Here is a 20,050-nt window from a genome sequence, read left to right on the forward strand (position 1 = left end):
AACAATCTTAGATTTGTAGAAGTACAATCTTAACAATTTGCCTATTACTGTTCAAAAATCACCTTAGAACACTCTTTATTGATATCTAAAACAATCTGAGAGCCTAATATTAAAGCTCTATTGTCTCGAATATGTCCAGCTGGAAATTCAAAAACAATAGGGATATTATATTTTTTAGTTACATCATTTACAATTTGAAGAGCATCTTTACCCCATGGAATTTCATTATCTTTCATTTTTGTCATTCCTCCTACAAGAATTCCTTTAATACTTTCTAAACAACCATTTCGTTTAAGATTCATCATCATTCTATCAATATGGTACAAATATTCATCTAGATCTTCGATGAATAATATTTTATCCGTACAGTCAATAGCAGAAGGCGATCCTAATAAACTGTATAAAATAGACAAGTTCCCTCCTACTAATTCTCCTTTGGCCTGTCCGAATCGGTTCATAGGGTGAGGTTCTAAGTCATATTCTAAATATTCGTTTTCAAATAAAGTAGTTTTTAAAGATTCTTTTGCTTGTGTCGTAGCTTTTGCCACAGTTACAGGCATAATTCCATGGATAGACTTATATCCCATAGTATTTAAATGACTATGTAAAACTGTAACATCACTAAAACCAACAATCCATTTTGGATTTTCCTTAAACTTGGTAAAATCTAATAAATCAATCATTCGTACAGTACCATAACCGCCTCGTACACACCAAATCATTTTAATATTGGGATTGTCTAATTGTTCTTGAAAATCTTTTGCTCGTTGTTCATCGGTTCCTGCTAATTGATTTAAATCTAAACCAATTGTGCTCCCTATCTTTACTTCTAACCCCCAGCTTTTTAGTAGTTCTATTGCTGGTTTTAAATTATCATCAATATTTTTACGAGCTGTGGCTACAATAGCCACAGTATCTCCTTTTTTTAAATACGGTGGTGTGATCATGTTTTTTTGTGAGTAAGAATAACTAAAGATTAAAATAAATAAAAGATAAAATTTCATGTTTTTGAAAAATACTTATAAAATACAAAACTAAATAATAAACTGAAACAAATAAGTATGAAAAATATTGGTTATTAATAATCTTCTTTTCTTTATCTAACTAAGTATTTTCTTTTAGTCTATTTTTTTAAAAAAAAATGATCATTTTAAATTTGCATTCCATTCATTATTCTTCAAGCATTAAATCATAGTTTTTTATTTTATATAATACTTTTTTTACCTGAATACAAAAATAGAATAGTATTTTTGTAGCCTTAAAATTATACTTGTTTCAAATCGTTTTTAAAAAATTGATTTACTATGATAATAAATCCAAAAAGATATACAATTACAGCAGCCTTACCTTATACTAATGGGCCTATTCATATTGGACATTTAGCAGGGGTATATGTACCATCCGATATTTACGCTCGTTATTTACGTTTGCAAGGTAAAGATGTTGCTTTTATTTGTGGAAGTGATGAACATGGTGTAGCTATTTCTATGAAAGCTAAAAAAGAAGGAATTACACCTCAGGAAGTAATTGATAAATATGACGGAATTATCCGTAAATCATTTGAAGATTTTGGAATTTCATTTGACAACTATTCTCGTACTTCTGCAAAAATACATCATGAAACAGCCTCTGCTTTCTTTAAAAAAATGTATACCGAAAATAAGTTTATAGAAGAAACTACTGACCAATTATTTGATGAACAAGCACAACAATTTTTAGCTGATCGTTTTGTTACAGGAACTTGCCCTAAATGTGCTAATGAAGAAGCTTACGGTGATCAATGCGAAAAATGCGGAACTTCTTTGAACGCTACTGATTTAATTAATCCGAAATCAACAATTACAGGATCAACTCCTATTTTAAAATCAACAAAACATTGGTTTTTACCTTTAGATCAATACGATGCTTTCTTAAAAGAATGGATCATTGAAGGTCATAAAAACGACTGGAAATCAAATGTATATGGCCAAGTGAGTTCATGGTTAAATGATGGTTTAAAACCTCGTGCTGTAACACGCGACTTAGATTGGGGAATTGATGTACCTGTAGAAGGTGCTGAAGGCAAAAAGTTATATGTTTGGTTTGATGCTCCTATAGGCTATATTTCTTCAACAAAGGAATGGGCACAAAGAGAGGGTAAAGATTGGGAACCTTATTGGAAAGATCAAGATACTAAATTAGTCCACTTTATAGGAAAAGATAATATCGTTTTTCATTGTGTAATTTTTCCTGCTATGCTAAAGGCGCATGGTGATTATATTTTACCTGACAATGTACCTGCCAATGAGTTTTTAAATTTAGAAGGGAATAAATTATCTACTTCTAAAAATTGGGCAGTATGGTTACATGAGTATTTATCTGACTTTCCAGAAAAACAAGATGTATTACGTTATGCTCTAACTGCTAATGCTCCAGAAACGAAAGATAATGATTTTACATGGAAAGATTTCCAAGCAAGAAACAATAATGAGTTGGCCGCTATTTTTGGAAATTTTATTAATCGAGTAGTTGTATTAACAAATAAATACTATAACGGGATTATCCCTACTCCAAGCACGTTTACAGAAGTTGACGAACAAACGTTAGCTGAGTTAAAAGCCTATCCAGCAGTAATTGCTTCTTCTATTGAACGCTATAGATTTAGAGAAGCTTTAGGCGAAATGATGAATGTAGCACGCTTAGGCAACAAATATTTAGCTGATGAAGAACCTTGGAAAATGGTTAAAACAGATCCAGAGCGTGTAAAAACACAAATGTATGTAGCTTTACAAATAGCAGCTGCTTTACGCGTATTAGCTGAACCATTTTTACCCTTTACAGCTAATAAATTGGCTAAAGTATTAAATCTTGAGCAGTTGAACTGGAATAAGGTAGCCCAAGTATCGGATTTATTACCCCCAGGACACCTAATTTTAACTGAAAAAACAGCTGTTTTATTCGCCCAAATTGAAGATACTGAAATACAAAAACAAATTGATAAATTAGAAGCAACCAAAACGGCTAATGCTGCTGAAAAAGCTTCAACAAAAAATACTATTATGCCGCAAAAAGAAACCACCACTTTTGATGATTTTTCAAAAATTGATTTACGTGTAGGAACGATCATCGAAGCTGAAAAAATGCCAAAAGCAGATAAGTTGTTAGTGTTAAAAGTAGATACAGGAATTGATGTTCGGACTATCGTTTCTGGAATTGCAGAACATTTCACACCAGAAGAAGTAATAGGTAAACGTGTTACTGTTTTAGTAAATTTAGCTCCTCGCGCATTACGTGGAGTAGAAAGTCAAGGAATGCTTTTATTAACTCAAAATGCTGAAGGAACATTAGTTTTTGTTAACCCAGAAGCTGAAGGAGTAGAAAACGGAGCCACAATTGCTTAATAAATTTTAAAGATAAAGCGTGTTCAAAAAATCTAATTTATTTCTCTAAACAATAGAGGGAAATTATTTTAAAAAGTCTTCATTTTTCCATTTCAACCAAAAGGAGACGCAAACAAAATAAACAGGTGAAAAAATCGCATAGTGCTGATAATATAACTTCTCCTATCGAAGTGACAAACTAACCGTTGAATTAGTATTTTTTGAACCTCTTTTCTTTATATTGAAAAGAGGATACAATTACACATTTTTAGAACACCTCTTTTTATTTTTGAAGTACGTTTTAAAAAAATCTTATATATATTCCAATAGAAGTAAAAACTATTGATTTAATCTTCGAATTTTATTCCTCTTTAAAAAACGTTAGAATTTCATTTTAACAACTATCAACTCATCTAAAGGAAATAATTAAATAACTTAATAGATGAAGCCACATTTTTTTGTAAATTTGACCAGTAAACAAACCTATTTTTATGTTACAAAAGAATATTGAAGACGCGTTAAACAAACAAATTAGAATAGAAGCTGAATCATCACAGGTATATTTGTCTATGGCATGTTGGGCAGAAATACATGGTTTTGAAGGAATTGCTCGTTTTATGTATTTGCAATCAGATGAAGAACGTATGCACATGCTTAAATTAGTTAAATACGTTAATGAGCGAGGAGGACATGCCTTGATAACCGATTTAAAAATGCCAAAAACATCGTTCAGCACTTTTCAGGAAATGTTTGAAGAGTTGTATAAACACGAATTATTTGTATCTGATTCAATTAATGAATTAGTCCACATTACTTTCGAAGGAAAAGATTATGCCACCCACAATTTCTTACAATGGTATGTAGCAGAACAAATAGAAGAGGAAGCTCAAGCTAAATCTATCTTAGACAAAATAAATATGATAGGTGATGATAAGGGCGGGTTATATTTATTTGATAGAGATATACTTCAAATAACAAATAAGAATAATGAAGTAAAATAACGCTTATTTTGAGCAAAAAAGAAAAAAACAAAAGTAAAGACAGTCACGAAAAAACGCTTGAAAAATTACATAAAAAAGCGGAAAAGTGTAAGTCAAAATGCTGTGAAAAATATAAAAAGAAAGAATCAAAAAGGTGCAAACGTTGCCCTATGTTTGATTTAATCGAAAAATTTAAAACTCCCTCCAAATGAGGGATTTTTTATTTAAAATAACTTATTTTTGAAAAAATCATTAATCGAATCGAAGATGGCACTCAAAATAATAGCTTTTGATGCAGATGACACTTTATGGCATAACGAACCCTACTTTGACGAAGCACAAGAAAAATTCTGTGCTTTATTTCATAGTTATGCTTCACATCAAGAAATTCTGCAATTGATATTAAATAATCAAATCAAAAATTTACCCCTATACGGTTTTGGAATTAAGGGTTTTACTCTTTCTATGATGGAATCAGCCTTACAATTAACTCAAAATCAGATTTCTGGAAATATTATCAATAAAATTATACAAATAGGAAAAGATCTGTTACTTAAACCTGTAGAATTACTTCCAGAAGTAGAAGAAGTACTAAAACAATTAAAAGATAATTATAAATTAATTGTAGCTACAAAAGGCGATTTAAAAGATCAACATCGTAAATTACATGATTCAGGATTAGGGCATTATTTTCATCATATTGAAGTAATGACTGATAAAACCGAAATAGACTACACTAAAATGCTAGGACGATTGGATATACAAGTTCAAAATTTTATGATGATTGGAAATTCCTTAAAATCTGATGTATTACCTGTACTAAATATAGGAGGTTATGGCGTACATATTCCCTATCATACCACTTGGGCTTATGAGCAAATTGATTTTGAAATTAAACATGATAAATTTAAAGCATTTGAATCTATTAAAGACATACTCCTCGTACTGTAAATCTTATATTTATTATATCATCGTATTTTTTAAACCAGATTGTGTCTTAAAAATTTATTACAAATAAAAGGGAGTTTAAACCTAAAGAAGCATTCTTATTTTGTCCTCAATTAGGTTATCCTAAAAGGTCTCAATCTTATCATTTCTGCAACAGGAGAAATCACATAACCTTGATAATGTGACTTCTCCCTTTGGTCAAAGTAACAAACGACATGTTAATTTACGGCTTTTGCCAGCTCGTATCTGCAAGAAAAAATTTCGTTTATTTTTTTCTTTATTTTTTCATCTTCTCCACAAAGTCTAATCTGAAATTTGTAATTAAAATATTTCAAAACAAAAACAACAAGAATCTAATAATTAAAAAGTACAATTCAACCAAAAAAAAGTTATAAAAACCTGATTTTAAAACAAATAACTATTTTTATTAAAATATATTATATTTCTAAAATAGTTATAATCTTCTCATTTTCATCGATACATTTGAGTCATTAATCCTTTTATGCCAACCAATCAACTAATAAAAATTAAGAAAATAATATCTAATTCTTATTTTTGAATCTATACTGCCATAATTTTTTATTAAATAACTTTCTGAAATGAAAAAATTACTAACTATTCTTCTTTTAGAAGATGATAAAATTGAGGTTATGAAATTTAATAGAGTGATTAGTTCTTTCAATTTGATTCATAAAGTAATTGAAGCAAATAATGGTATTGAAGCTCTAGATATTTTAAAAAACAAAGAAATTTTGCCCGACATTATCGTGTTGGATCTAAATATGCCTAAATTAAATGGGATTGAATTTCTAAAAATCTTAAAGGAAGATGAAAGGTTAAGATATATCCCCTCGATTATACTTTCAACCTCTAGTAATCACAAAGATTTATTGGAATGTTACAGGATAGGAATAGCAGGCTATATTATAAAGCCTCTAAAGTACGATGAGTATGTTGAAAAAATTCAATCTCTTTTTGAGTATTGGAGTCATAATGAGTTAATTTCACATTGATTTATTTTTATGTATGGAATTGTAAACAAAGCTATTCAAGATTTAATTATATCAAATTTTGGAGAACAAAAATGGGATGAAATCCGAGACAAAAGTGGTGTTGATCACGATTATTTTATAAGTGGACAATCTTATGACGATGATGTAACTTACAAATTAGCAAGTACAACTGCTCACGAATTAAATATTACTCTTGAGGAAGTTTTCGTGACTTTCGGAGAGTGGTGGATTTTAAAAACAACTCAAGAAAAATATCAAGGTTTAATGCAATCAGGAGGGACTTGTTTAAAAGACTTTTTAATTAATTTACCTTTATTTCATAATAGAGTTATGCTTATTTATCCTAACTTAACTCCTCCTGAATTTAAAGTATCGGATATTTCTGAAAAAAGTCTTAACTTACACTACTTCTCCGTAAGAGAAGGTTTACAGGCTTTTGTAAAAGGTTTAATTCAAGGTCTTAGTATTTTATTTAAAACTCCTGTTGAAATTAAAATAATCAAAAGCCGTGATAAAGGCGATACTCACGAGATTTTTAATATAAGTTGGTAGGACTATGCGTAATATTCAATTCAATTTTAACGTAGATGAGTTTAATTCTATTTTTCCTTTTCATATTTTAATTGATGATCAATTAAAAATTCTAAGCTTAGGAAAAACATTAAATAAGTTATTACCCGAAATTGAACTCGATACATCTTTCATAAAATCGTTTGATTTTCAAAGACCTCATTTTGAAAACATTAACGCTACTAATTTTATTCAAACATTAAATCAATTAGTTGTACTACACGCAAATAACAAAAAGGTAATTCTTAGAGGACAAATAAATCCACATGGCAAATTTTATCTTTTTACAGGCTCTCCTTGGTTTAATTCTATACAAGAAGTTGTAGAAAACAATTTAACATTTCAAGATTTTGCCTTTAATGATCCGTTAATAGATTTATTACATGTTTTAAAAAATCAAGAAATTCAAAACCAAGAATTAAATGAATTAGTTATTAAGATAAACGAACAACAAAAAATACTTGAAAAAGATAAAGAAGAGCTTCAAGTTTTATCTTCTATTGCAAAAGTTAACCTCAACGCTGTTATTATTTGTGATAAAGAGGGTAAAATAGAATGGGTTAATGAAAGTTTTGAAAAAGTAACAGGCTATAACAATCAAGAAGTTATAGGGAAAAAACCTGGTTCCTTTCTACAAGGTAAAGAAACATCTAGGGAAACCGTAGCTTATCTCAAAAAACAACTAAGTACAGGTGAACCTTTCAACTGTGAAATATTAAATTATACCAAAGATAAAACAAAATACTGGGTTAGGATTCATGGTCAAGCATTAAAGAATAGCGACGGACAGATAATAAAATATTTTGCAATAGAAGAAGATATTAGCAACGAAAAATCATATCAAGAGGCTTTAAAATATGAAAAAGAAAAGTATAGCAGTATCATTGCTAATATGAATTTAGGTTTACTTGAAGTAGATAATAATGATTTCATACTGTTTTCGAATCAATCATTTCTTGATATGAGTGGTTATACCGCAAATGAAATAATCGGTAAAAATGCAACCGATTTATTAGCAAATGAAAAAAGTAAAACTTTATTAGCAGACCAAAATAAAGCAAGAAAACAAGGCATTTCTGATTCTTATGAAGTTTTAGCTAAAACTAAAAAAGGAGAGGATCGTTATTGGGTAATTAGTGGTGGCCCTAATTATGACGAAAAAGGAAATATAATTGGCTCTATTGGTATTCATTTAGACGTAACTCAACAAAAAAATCTTGAACTACAAAAAGAACGGTTATTACTCAAACTCAAAAAACAAAATCAACAACTTAATGATTATGCTCAAATAGTTTCACACGATTTAAAATCACCACTTAGAAGTATTCATTCTTTAATTTCTTGGATCAAAGAAGATAATCTAAAAGAATTTAGTGAGCAGACGCTTAGTTACTTTGAAATGATTGAAAGCAAAGTTGAAAAAATGGATCATTTAATTCAGGGGATATTAACCTATTCCAAAATTGACACATTAGAAAATGTTTATGAAGAAGTTAATATAAATGAAATCATTCAAAATATAATCCAAATAATTCATATTCCAGAAAATGTAAAAGTTACAATAGCTAATGTTTTACCCATTATTCAAGCTGATCAGTACAGAATACAACAACTATTTCAAAACTTAATTAGTAATGCTGTTACTTATATAGATAAACCACAAGGACAAGTAATTGTGGATTATAAAGACAATAATGACAGTCATTTGTTTAGTATAAGTGATAACGGTCCTGGTATAGCTCCAGAAAACCAAGATAAGATTTTTACAATATTTCAGTCTTTTACCAAACACGAAAAATCTACAGGAATAGGACTTTCAATTGTAAAAAAAATTATTGAAAACTATAAGGGCGAGATATGGCTTAAAAGTCAAGAAAATATAGGAACCACTTTTTTTATTAAAATTCCCAAATCAATACAATGAAAATAGTACAAGCAATTCTGGAAGAAAATCTTGCATGGAAATATATAATTCCTAAACAAGAATTAAACAACCCGTTTATTTTGATTTTTGGTAATAGACAATTATTAGAACAATCTGTCGTTATACAAAAGATAAGAGAAGAATTTCCCTATGAACATTTGATTTTTGGTTCTACTTGTGGTGAAATCGTTGATAATAATGTAATCAATCATGTTGTTCATGTCACAGCAATAGAGTTTGAAAAATCTACTTTTATTATAAAAAATGGTAATATCAAAGATTATAATTTAGACGCTTATTTACTAGGAAAAAAATTATCTAGCGATATGCCTAAAGAAGGCTTAAAACATTTGATAGTAATTTCAGAAGGTAGCTTTGTTAATGGTAGCTCTTTAATCGCTGGAATCGAAGCTATACAACTTAACAATATTCCTATTTCAGGAGGAATTTGTGGTGATGATGATCGATTTCAAAAAACAATCGCTTCCTATAAAGAAAACCCTAAAACTGGGGAGGTCATTTTGGTCGGATTATACGGTAAAACATTGGAAATATCCGCTGCAAGTTACGGAGGATGGATTACATTTGGTCCCGAAAGGCTAATTACAAAATCCGAAGCTAATATTTTGTACGAAATAGACGACAAACCAGCTCTAGAGCTTTACAGAAAATATCTTGGAGACAAAGCAAATGAATTACCTAAAGCCTCTTTATTGTATCCATTACATGTGAAAGCAGAAAATAAAGAAAAAGCTGTGGTAAGAACAGTACTCAATATAAATGAAAATAATAATTCTATGACCCTTGCTGGTGACGTTCCTATAAACTCCAAAGTACAATTAATGATGGCGTCTGTAGATGGTCTTTCAGAAGGAGCTAAAAAAGCGGCTCAAGAAGCAATGGAAAATAGAATAAAAAACCCCGAATTTGCATTATTAGTCAGTTGTATAGGTAGAAAGTTAGTAATGGATCAAAGAGTAGAAGAAGAAATTGAAGAAGTAAAAAAAACAATAGGAAATCAAACTGTTATTAGTGGTTTTTATTCCTATGGCGAAATAGCTCCTTTTGGAAAAAACTCTAATTGTGAGTTACACAATCAAACAATGACTTTAACTTTAATAAGTGAATAATGAACTCTCTACTAAGTAGACAAATAGATAAATATCTAAAAAAAGGAGGAACTGATTTATCACTAAATCAGGACTTTATTAATGCTATTAACGATTCATACAATAATTATGACGAACAACTAAAAATGTCCCAAAGAGCTATGAAAATAAGCTCCGACGAACTGTATGAAGCAAACGATAAATTAAGAATAGAAGCCACTAATTTAAAAGAAATTAATAAAAATCTTGAAGAAATTATTAATTCTATGGCTATAAAATCTACTCTAAATGAAATCGAAAACGAAAAAGATCTTGTAGAAAAATTAAAAAAACAAACTATAGAAATTATTTCTATAAATAAACAAAGAGAAGTACTCTTAAAAGATTTAGAAGAACAAAATCAAGAATTAAATGAATATGCGCATGTCGTTTCACACGACCTAAAAGCTCCTTTACGAAATATACATACATTAGTTAGTTGGTTCATTGAAGACAACAAAGATAGAATAGGAAATGATTGCCTAAATTCTCTTAATTCCGTACTACTTAACGTAGAAAAAATGGATCTTCTAATAAAAGGTATTTTAGACTATTCTACCATAGATAAATTAGAAACCAGTGATCGTTTAGTTGATTTTAACATCTTATGCGAAGAAGTTTTAAAAACTTTTCATGTTACCCCCAATTATACTATTTCTATATCTAAAAATCTTCCAAAAATTTATGGAAATACAATTAGATTTAAGCAAATTTTTCAAAATCTAATTGATAACGCCTTAAATTCTATTGATAAAGAAAATGGTATAATAGAAATAGATTACGAAAATCGAAAAGAAGATCACTTGTTTTCTATAAAAGATAATGGAAAAGGAATTAGTCCCGAATATTTTAATAAAATTTTTAATATTTTCACAAAATTAGAAAGTGATAATAATTCATCCGGTATAGGCTTATCTATTGTGAAAAAAATTGTCCTTTTTTATAACGGAAAAATCTGGGTTGAAAGCTTAGAAAACGAAGGATCAACATTTTATTTTACTTTACCTAAACAATATGGAAGAACCTAACGAAAGTTATATCAAACAATTATCAGGAGATAATGTTGAATTTAGAACCAAAATCATTTCTGTCATAAAGAAAGAATTACCCGAAGAAATTACAGCTTATAAAGACAGTATTAAAGCCCTAAAATTTCAACTTGCCGCTTCATGTGTACATAAACTTAAACATAAAATTTCTGTTTTAGGAATGGAAAAAAGTTATTATCTTGCTGAAGAGTTTGAAATAAATTTATTAAAACAATCAACCAATTTACAGGTAGAATTTGAAACTATTTTAAATACTATGTTGCAATTTGTTGATCAATTGTCCTAATTAATGAATTGTATTATTGTAGATGATGAAACTTTAGCAAGAACCATAATTTATCAAATGGCTTCTAATTATTCCGAAATTAATATAGTTGAAGAATTTTCTAATGCAATTCAAGCCATGAAATATTTAAATCAACATACTGTTGATCTTATATTTTTGGATATTCACATGCCCGATTTTACAGGTTTTGATTTTATACAAACTATTAAAAACCCACCCAAAATAATTCTAATCACATCTGACAAAAATTATGCAATAGAAGCTTTTGAATACGACTGTATTGTAGATTATATCATAAAACCTATTACCCAAGAGCGTTTTGATAAAGCAATCCAAAAATTCAAATCCTCTTTAATAAAAATAAATGATCCAGTACCAAAAATTGAAAATACAATCAAAATTCAAGATCAATCGAATGATTTTTATATAAACATTGATAGACGACTTATAAAAATTAATTTTCATTCTATCAATTTAATAGAAGCAAAAGGCGATTATATCCTTATTAAAACAGAAAGTAAAAATTATACCGTGCATTCAACACTTAAAAAAATTGAAGACAAACTTCCTCATGACTTATTTTTAAAAGTACATCGTTCTTACATAATCAACGTAAAAAAAATTATAGATATAGAAGATAATAGCGTACTTATAGGTAAGGAAGTAATTCCTGTTAGTCGATCAAATAGACCCGAATTAATGAATAGACTCAATTTACTTTAACATTATAATACTCATCTATAGATAATTACATTTTATCTATACTTTATATACAACAAACCAAAATCAAATTTAATCACTTATCTTATTTCTAACTTTACCAATAATTTAAAACAGTAAGGTCATGAAAAATAGTGTTTTATCATCAGTAAAATATGGATTAGCTGTTATTTTAAACCTTGCTAATCTATCTTCATTTAGTCAAAATCAGCCTTTTAATTGCGATTATAACGCTTATCTTTTTCAAATGAATGATTTGTATGCTATAAATTTAGCATCAGGTACAGCAACTTTAATTGCCACTGATATTACCCCTGGAACAATTAATGCGGCAGGATATAATCCGACCGATGGCTATATGTGGGGTTCATTAAGTACCCCTGCCAATACTATTGTAAGGATAGGTGCTGATTTTCAAACTACCTCATTTTACATACCTGAATTACCGCTAGGTAATAGATTTGTTGGGGATATTCGTTCAGATGGGGTTTATTTTTTAAAAATAGGAAGTTTTATTTACCAAATAGATGTTAACCCCAATTCTGCTACTTACGGACAATATATTACGTCCTATCCGCTCAGCACTTCTATAAATATTTACGACTGGGCCTTTAATGCAGCTGATGGATACTTATATACTGTGGAAAAAAGTACAAATATCTTATATAGAATTACCCCTTCAACTGGAGCTGTACAAAATTTAGGTGAGGTTCCTATTATGGCAGGATTAAATTATACTTATGGTGCTGTATATTTTGATGTAGATGGTAATTTTTATGTTTCATCAAATGACACAGGCACTATTTATATTATAAGAACCGTTCAAAATTTAACTGGTTCAAATATGATTAATTCTAACTTATTTGCTTTTGGCCCATCCAGTTCCAGTAACGATGGAGCTCGTTGTCCTACAGCTGCTGTAGCACAAGAAAATTGCTCAAACGGTATTGATGATGATGGTGACGGATTAGTTGATTGTGATGATCCTTCTTGCTCTGGAACTGGATCTTGTCCTGTTGTTGATGAAACTTCAGGTGGTAATAATGGCGGCTTGGAAAGTAATAATAGATTAGGAGATATCATAAATAAACGTAATTATAATCGAGTAAAAACGAATTATAGCTTTGATCGTAACAAAGCGGCCAGAGTAGAAAAAAACGCACGCTATGCAAATAGAAATGCGAACTTTACTCTACAGTCTTTCATACCTTTACAAGTAATTAAAGAAGATGCTGTTATTGAGTCCACTCCTTTTGATTTAACACAAATTACAAATGCAACAGCTATCTATTCTGTAGATTATATCAAAAACAGTAAAACTATAGGAAGTATAATTGCAATCAAAACTAATAATAGTGTGTACGAACATACTAAATATATTTGTGATCGTTTATTAGGTGCTGAAATTTTATCTGTTTCTACCATACAGTTAAATGAACAAAATTTTATTCGCACTATCTTAAAAAATGCTGACGGAAATATTGAATATTCTATGAGTTTAGCTGCTAGATTGACCCATAATGAAAGTAATTTTTCAATAGATAGCCATTGGAATTTAGATAAATATCAAAAAAATGCAGATTATTATAATTTTCAAATTTGGACAAATTCATTAGATAATTTATATAAATTGGGTTCTGAATTACTTACACTAATAAATAACCAGAAAACAATTACAGAATATAACGTATCTAATCCACCTACTGTATTTGTTAAAAAAGGTAAATATTCCAACGGAAAACTATGTTTAGATATTATTAATCCTTCTGGTTTGCAAACTGTAGATTTTGATGGTGGAAAAAGACTATCTGAAACGGCAACTTTTGAAAATTTTACGGCAAGTATTAACTTAGATAAAAAGTTTTTAGTACAACATGATTATCCTATTGGTTCTTTATTTGATATAGGCATGAGAATAGGTAAAAATACGGCTATACCAGACGACTTATTCTTATCTGATGGTCCTTGGGGATTAGATAGTTCTGCTAAAGGAACGACCATTTTAAATTATCAAATAAAACCTAATAGTTATGAAGCTTTAAGTAATGAATTTCCTATTGAACGAAACGTAAATTTAAATGCAAAAGTAACTAATTATGTAAGTGTATATCGTGCTTTAACACCTCGATTTAAAGCTGTTGATTTATCTGATTACAACTGTTTTAAATTTAAAGCTAAAGGCAATGGTCTTTTAGAAATTCGCTTTATAAAAGCCGGTATTTCAAACTGGGAAAATCAACCCTATACTACTGTAAAACTAACCTCTAACTGGCGAGAGTTCAGCTTACCTATTTCTTCATTAATTGGGCTATCTGACAAAACAAAATTAAACGATGTTAAAACAATTGTATTTATTATGGCTACAGAAAATGGCCAGGAGGTTGTAAAGGAATTAGCATTAGAAGAAGTTCGTTTTTCAACAAATATGTCTTTAGTTCATGACGAATCATCAGAAGTAGCTATTTATCCTAACCCTGTGAGCAATGACGCTACCATTGAATTTGTAGCAAATGATTCTAGTTCTATGAAAATACAAATTGTAGATTCACTAGGAAAAGTTGTTACACAATTTGATATTAATGCAAAGGCAGGATTTAACTCTATCTCTTTATCTAAAAAAGAATTACCAAAAGGCCTTTATTTTTGCAAAATTATAGACTCTAATAATACGTATAGAATAGCGAAACTAATGATTAATTAACTCTAAAAATACTTTCTTAAAAGGTTGCTCATTATTTGAGCAACCTTTCATATTTTAATGGTTTTGCAAACAACCACTTAAATCCTAAACCTATTTCAGTATATGTAAACCCAGCAGCAGTACTTGATGCAATATTACTTTTTAATCCATATAAATGTAAATTGATACGAGGATTAAATTTATAACCTATTTTACCTTGAAGTCTATAAGTAAGTTGATTTTGATTATCTTCTATAAACTGGGTTCCTCCCGCTACAATAACATGATAAAAAGTTCCTTTTGACTCAATAACTTTATCATCTTTAATTATATCAGTAAAAATTTCGTAGGCATTAAATCTTGCAGGACTAAAATAGAATAGTGGTTTTTGCTCACTAAAATTAATAAATTGATAATTAGCTCCTACTTTGATGGTAGGTTTTGATAATAATGTATAATATACTGATGTAAACAAAAGATTTCGTTTATTATCATCACTCTGTAATGTCTTAAAGTATTGAACAAAACCACCCCAGTTAAGATTGGTTCCAATATTATAATTGATATAAAAATGATTATTTACAATTTTTCTATTTAGAAGCTCTGCGTTAAAATTCTGGATTTCGCGTAAATATCCTCCTTCCACTTCTTGAAGCTTAAATGGCTTTGTTTTTAATGCAACCTGTCCTAAAAATTCCTTGTAGTCTTGCGAATACGAATTTACGGATGTTATCCCTCCTAAAATGGTTAAAGTTAATTCAGAAAGCAACGTCTGATTAATTCCTAGTATAAAATCATTTGAATAAGCTAATTGATCATTAATACTGTTTTTTGTTTTTCTATAATTGTACTTAGCTATCAAAGATGTTTTTAAATTAATAGGGTAATTTAAAATAGTTGAAGAGAAAATAGCTGAATTTTTGTTATTATCAAATGAGTAACTCCATTTTTCATCAATAGAAGGACTCCATTTTTCATTTAATTTACATAATAAATTATTTGCATCTTTTTGTCCTTCAAAAAAAGTTAATGTTTTATTTACCGCTTTATATGCTTCAATCATTTGATTATTTGCATAATAAGCGTTAGCAATTCCTAAATTTCCATCAAAGGAAACAGAATCTTTTACTAATAGATTTTTATACTCTCTAATTGCACTGGGAAAATCATTTTTATAAACATTCAACATAGCTAAAAGCCCAATACTTTGTGCATTGTTTTGTGTTTTTAATTTAAAATCATTGATTTCTATTTGGGCTTTTTTGTATTTTTTATTCCAAATTAATGCTTGAATATATCTTTCTGTACTTTGATTAATCAATAATTTATCCGATAGTTTATCTGATTTTGCTTTGGCTATTAAAGCAAGACGTAATGCTTTTTTTTCATGATTAGCTAAATGATTGGCTAATACCAATCCATTAAGAGATACTATAGAATCATTTTGTGTTTTATTTAATTTAAGATAGTTTTTTTTCGCATTTGAATAATCGCCTTTTATTAATAATAAATTGGCTTTGTTTAAAAGTGTTTCTCTATCATCAGGTGTATCCTTTAAGTTATCATCTAATAGTAGTAAGGCTTCATTTACTTTATTTTTTTTAGACAATTGATCTGCGTATCCTAATCGTATATATTTTCTAGAGATAAGTGCATTGGAATTATTTTTTGACAATTCTAAAGCTTGATTTACATAAGATAGTGCATTTTCATATTCAAGTAAATTAGAAAGACAATTAGCATATCCTAAAACTGCTGGAAAACTTTTTGAATCTAGCATAATTAAGTTTTCATAGTAAGTTTTTGCTTCTCTAAATTTTTTATTCCATAATAAAGACTCTGCATAGTTTAATTTAATTTCAAAATCATTTGGATACTCATCCTGCAATTTTGCAAATAAAACAATTGCTTCCTCTGGCTTTTTGTTCAAACCTACAGCCCTTGCATAACATAGTTGAGCTGTTTTATTTTTAGGATAATCTTGAAGGATGTTTTTAAAAAAAAGTTCTGCTTTTTCAAAATTTCCTTTTTCAAGATAATCAAAACCAGACCTCATTTCTTGAGCAAAACAATTACTAGTAAAAATTAAAATACTGATATACTTTATAAAATTTAGCATAGATATAATGTATTATATGACTAAGTTAATCATAATTCGTCGTAATTTAAACTAAAGGAAACTGTTATTCGTCGAAAAATAAGTCTTCTATCTTTTTGTATTTAGAAATTTGTAAAATGAACGGAGTATAAAATTTTAAAATCATTAGGCTATGTCACTTAAAATTACTTACAATTCAGGCGTTTATGAAATAAATGGAAATATGGGGTCACAAAATGTAAACTCTGTAGTTAATTATTTCAATTCATTAATAGGAACCCATCCTAAAGAGATTCAAATTTTATTTGAAAAAAATCAAGAAATAGACAAAACATGTGTAAGAGCTCTGTATTTGTTATACAAGAAGGCCATTTCAGAACATGTGATTTTTCAAATATTTTCAAAAAGTAAAAAAATTGAAAAGATGTTTAAGGATGAAAAAATTAATCATATCTTAAAAAAGGTAAACCTGTGAAAAAATATATAATGAATGCGTTGTCATTAAATAAAACCTTTTTCTCATCATTCACATTAAGTAAAGACAGGTATTTTATGTTTGTGATGTTGATTGTAAATTTAGGAAACTATTTTTATAACTTAGGTTTAGGAAGGATCTTGGGACCTCAAATTTTTGCTGATACTGCCATTTTAATTACGTTATTATTGGTTTTATCCTTTTTGGGTATGACTTTTCAAATAGCAACAACTAAATTTACAGTTACCTTACAAGATACAGAGCGTTCCTCTCTTATTGTGTTTTTTAACAAAATTGCAATTATTTTAGGTGTTACAATTGGTTTATTATTTTTCCTTTTTTCAAAAAGTCTAAAAGAAATATTTCAAACTGAAACAGCTACAATGTTTGTACTCTTTGGTATGGCAATTCCATTTTATTTCTTAATGAGTGTTAAACGTGGAATAGAGCAAGGGAAAAGCTATTTTTATAATTTATCTAAATCTTATTTATATGAAATGTTAAGTAGACTAATAGTTACTTACGTATTGTTATTTACATTTCCCAAAATAGCTGTATCAAACATTGTGGCATTCGGTATTTTAACTTCAATAATCTGTGGTTTAATTCCGTATAAAAGAGTAGAATTACAAAAATATTTTTATGCTACTAAAACTTCTAATTGGATTAAAGAAGTAAGAGTGTTTTTTTTAATTACCGCTTTTTATGAGTTTACTCAAATTATTATTAACAATAGTGATATTATTCTAGTTAAACATTATTTTCCAAATTACGAAGCGGGTTTATATTCATCCATTGCGTTAATAGGAAGAGTCATTTATTTTGTTTCTTGGATGTTTATAATGTTATTATTACCCAGAGTTATATTGCTAAAAAAGCAAGGTAAAGAAACGAGGGGGGTATTACTTAATTATATTTTTTATATAGCTATATTATCCTTATCTATAATCATTTTTACTGCCTTTTTTTCCAGTGAAATTTTATTAATCATGTTTGGAAAAGAATATTTAGTAATAGCTTCCATTTTATGGAAATATGCTTTAGCTACTACTATCTTTGTTATTGCAAATCTCTTAACTTATTACTACTTATCTATTAATAATTATATTCCTGTTTTTATCTCCGCTTTTTTTGGATTCATTCAGGTAATATTAATTGCCTTTTATCATGAATCTTTAAATCAAGTTGTCTATGTTCAAATAGTTAGTATGCTTCTTTTATTATTGTTTCAGGTCATTTATTCCCTAGTTCATATTAGATTTAAAACCGTTAAAGCAGATAATGTATAAACAAAGCAACTACAAACTAAAGAAAAAACTATGAAACTAGCAGTTATAACATCATTTCCTCCTAGTAAGGTTACACTTAACGAATATGGATATCATTTGGTAAAAAATTTTGTTCAAAAAGAGGACGTAACAGAGCTTATCTTAATGTGTGATAAGACGTCTGAAAAAAAAACGCTGGATTTTGATAATAGCCAAAAAGTTAAAATAAATGAGTGTTGGTCTTTTAATAGTTACGGAATTATTTTTACAATTTGCAAAACCGCTTTAATAACAAAACCAGATGCCATATTATTTAATTTACAATTTGTAAAGTTTGGTGACAAAAAAATACCCGCTGCATTAGGTTTACTATTACCTTTTATATTACGATTATTAGGCTTTAAAACTATGGTATTGATGCATAATATCCTTGAGCAGGTTGATTTAAATACAGCTGGATTTACAAAAAATAAAATAATGCAATGTATTTATAATCTCATTGGAACCAGTCTAACTTATTTTATTTTAAAAGCAAATAAAATTTCTGTAACAATAAATAAGTATGTCGATATTTTAAAATCTAAATATAAGGTTAGCAATGTAGTTTTAATACCTCATGGCTCTTTTGAAACCGTTTCAAAACCTAATTTTGATTTACTTCCTGGTCCTAAAAAAGTGATGGCTTTTGGAAAATTTGGTACATATAAAAAAGTTGAAATTTTGATAGAAGCTGTACAAAAAATTAAACAACATTATACAGAACCTATTGAAATAGTCATTGCTGGCACTGATAGTCCCAATACACCAGGGTACCTTGAAAGTGTTCAAAAAAAGTACGCACATGTAAAAGGATTAGTTTTTACTGGATATGTTGAAGAAAAAGACGTAGAAAAAATCTTTACTGAAAGTACCGTCATTGTTTTTCCTTATACATCAACCACAGGTAGTTCTGGAGTATTACATCAAGCTGGAAGTTATGGTAAAGCAGTTGTAATGCCTAATCTAGGAGATTTAGCATTACTTGTAGAAGAAGAAGGATATAAAGGTGCTTTTTTTGATTCAGATTCTGTTGAATCTTTAGCTCAAGCTATTTATAAAATTTTACATGATGATGATTATAGAAGAGAATTAGCTTATACTAATTATACCGTAGCCAATGCTTTAACAATGGATAAAATAGCTGATAAATATCTGCATGAGATAAATCTTTTAATTAATAATATGTATTGATAAATTATTTTTACCCCAGATTCCGTATTAGACTTCGTTATGAAATAATTTTTTTAGTCAATTAAAGGACTCACCGAAAATTGTAAAAGAAGAAATAGTCAACTCTTTTAATGGTTAAAATTAGCTTACTTGAATCGAAAAAATAAAGTGGAATAGAAGGCTTCTCCCTTTCACTTCGTTCAAGTCTAATACAGAATCTGGATTTAATCGCATACCATTTTAAAATGACAATTGACTTAATAACTCGTCTAAATCACTTCTGTTTTCAAAACAGATTATTAGAATACTGCATTATATACGGG

The 20,050-nt window shown here is 28.7% G+C and carries 17 protein-coding genes; 15 read left to right on the top strand and 2 right to left on the bottom strand.

The window, feature by feature from the left end; translation table 11 throughout:
* Positions 1–44: 44 nt before the first annotated feature.
* Positions 45–947: an LD-carboxypeptidase gene (locus NAB20_RS03255; protein ID WP_181142874.1), complete on the bottom strand. Its 903-nt coding sequence runs from the start codon at positions 945–947 to the stop codon at positions 45–47.
* Between the two features lie 357 nt (positions 948–1,304).
* On the opposite strand from NAB20_RS03255, the gene metG reads away from it, so the two are divergent.
* The 12 genes from metG (at position 1,305) to NAB20_RS03315 (ending at position 14,698) form a co-directional block, all read left to right on the top strand.
* Complete coding sequence (gene metG / locus NAB20_RS03260; RefSeq protein ID WP_105196226.1) at positions 1,305–3,380, top strand: methionine--tRNA ligase; 2,076 nt, start codon at positions 1,305–1,307, stop codon at positions 3,378–3,380.
* 470 nt (positions 3,381–3,850) lie between these two features.
* Positions 3,851–4,360 (top strand): ferritin, encoded by a 510-nt coding sequence (locus NAB20_RS03265; protein WP_088390646.1) that lies wholly within the window; start codon positions 3,851–3,853, stop codon positions 4,358–4,360.
* An 8-nt stretch (positions 4,361–4,368) separates the two neighbouring features.
* A complete protein-coding gene (locus NAB20_RS03270) occupies positions 4,369–4,551 on the top strand; it encodes a hypothetical protein (RefSeq protein WP_088390682.1) in 183 nt (60 codons plus the stop codon).
* 55 nt (positions 4,552–4,606) lie between these two features.
* Positions 4,607–5,290 (top strand): HAD family hydrolase, encoded by a 684-nt coding sequence (locus NAB20_RS03275; RefSeq protein ID WP_127823723.1) that lies wholly within the window; start codon positions 4,607–4,609, stop codon positions 5,288–5,290.
* A 596-nt stretch (positions 5,291–5,886) separates the two neighbouring features.
* Positions 5,887–6,300, top strand: coding sequence for a response regulator (locus tag NAB20_RS03280; protein ID WP_088390650.1), 414 nt, complete (start codon positions 5,887–5,889; stop codon positions 6,298–6,300).
* A 9-nt stretch (positions 6,301–6,309) separates the two neighbouring features.
* Positions 6,310–6,852 (top strand): heme NO-binding domain-containing protein, encoded by a 543-nt coding sequence (locus tag NAB20_RS03285; protein ID WP_088390652.1) that lies wholly within the window; start codon positions 6,310–6,312, stop codon positions 6,850–6,852.
* Between the two features lie 4 nt (positions 6,853–6,856).
* Positions 6,857–8,794 carry a PAS domain S-box protein gene (locus tag NAB20_RS03290; protein WP_375605493.1) on the top strand — a complete coding sequence of 646 codons (1,938 nt, stop codon included), beginning with the start codon at positions 6,857–6,859 and terminating at the stop codon, positions 8,792–8,794.
* Entirely contained in the window at positions 8,791–9,924 is a 1,134-nt protein-coding gene (locus tag NAB20_RS03295) for an FIST signal transduction protein (RefSeq protein ID WP_375605494.1), read from the top strand. Before NAB20_RS03290 ends, NAB20_RS03295 begins: the two co-directional genes overlap by 4 nt.
* Positions 9,924–10,970 carry an ATP-binding protein gene (locus tag NAB20_RS03300; RefSeq protein WP_105196222.1) on the top strand — a complete coding sequence of 349 codons (1,047 nt, stop codon included), beginning with the start codon at positions 9,924–9,926 and terminating at the stop codon, positions 10,968–10,970. Before NAB20_RS03295 ends, NAB20_RS03300 begins: the two co-directional genes overlap by 1 nt.
* Positions 10,957–11,277, top strand: coding sequence for a histidine kinase (locus NAB20_RS03305; RefSeq protein ID WP_105196221.1), 321 nt, complete (start codon positions 10,957–10,959; stop codon positions 11,275–11,277). The genes NAB20_RS03300 and NAB20_RS03305 overlap by 14 nt, the downstream gene beginning before the upstream one ends.
* Before the next feature lie 3 nt (positions 11,278–11,280).
* Entirely contained in the window at positions 11,281–12,000 is a 720-nt protein-coding gene (locus NAB20_RS03310) for a LytTR family DNA-binding domain-containing protein (protein WP_105196220.1), read from the top strand.
* 121 nt (positions 12,001–12,121) lie between these two features.
* Complete coding sequence (locus tag NAB20_RS03315; protein WP_127823365.1) at positions 12,122–14,698, top strand: T9SS type A sorting domain-containing protein; 2,577 nt, start codon at positions 12,122–12,124, stop codon at positions 14,696–14,698.
* A gap of 31 nt (positions 14,699–14,729) precedes the next feature.
* On the opposite strand, the gene NAB20_RS03320 is transcribed toward NAB20_RS03315, so the two are convergent.
* Entirely contained in the window at positions 14,730–16,796 is a 2,067-nt protein-coding gene (locus NAB20_RS03320; RefSeq protein WP_240668952.1) for a lipopolysaccharide assembly protein LapB, read from the bottom strand.
* A 151-nt stretch (positions 16,797–16,947) separates the two neighbouring features.
* Here NAB20_RS03320 and NAB20_RS03325 point away from each other — a divergent pair, with 151 nt between their 5' ends.
* The 3 genes from NAB20_RS03325 to NAB20_RS03335 are packed head-to-tail and all read left to right on the top strand — an operon-like array spanning position 16,948 to position 19,748.
* Complete coding sequence (locus tag NAB20_RS03325) at positions 16,948–17,250, top strand: hypothetical protein (RefSeq protein WP_088390668.1); 303 nt, start codon at positions 16,948–16,950, stop codon at positions 17,248–17,250.
* Positions 17,247–18,539, top strand: coding sequence for an oligosaccharide flippase family protein (locus NAB20_RS03330; RefSeq protein ID WP_375605495.1), 1,293 nt, complete (start codon positions 17,247–17,249; stop codon positions 18,537–18,539). The genes NAB20_RS03325 and NAB20_RS03330 overlap by 4 nt, the downstream gene beginning before the upstream one ends.
* Before the next feature lie 30 nt (positions 18,540–18,569).
* On the top strand, positions 18,570–19,748 hold the full coding sequence (locus NAB20_RS03335; protein ID WP_105196217.1) for a glycosyltransferase: 1,179 nt from the start codon (positions 18,570–18,572) through the stop codon (positions 19,746–19,748).
* Positions 19,749–20,050: the final 302 nt, after the last annotated feature.

Source organism: Flavobacterium davisii, assembly GCF_042182265.1.
GTDB classification, from domain to species: Bacteria; Bacteroidota; Bacteroidia; order Flavobacteriales; family Flavobacteriaceae; genus Flavobacterium; species Flavobacterium davisii.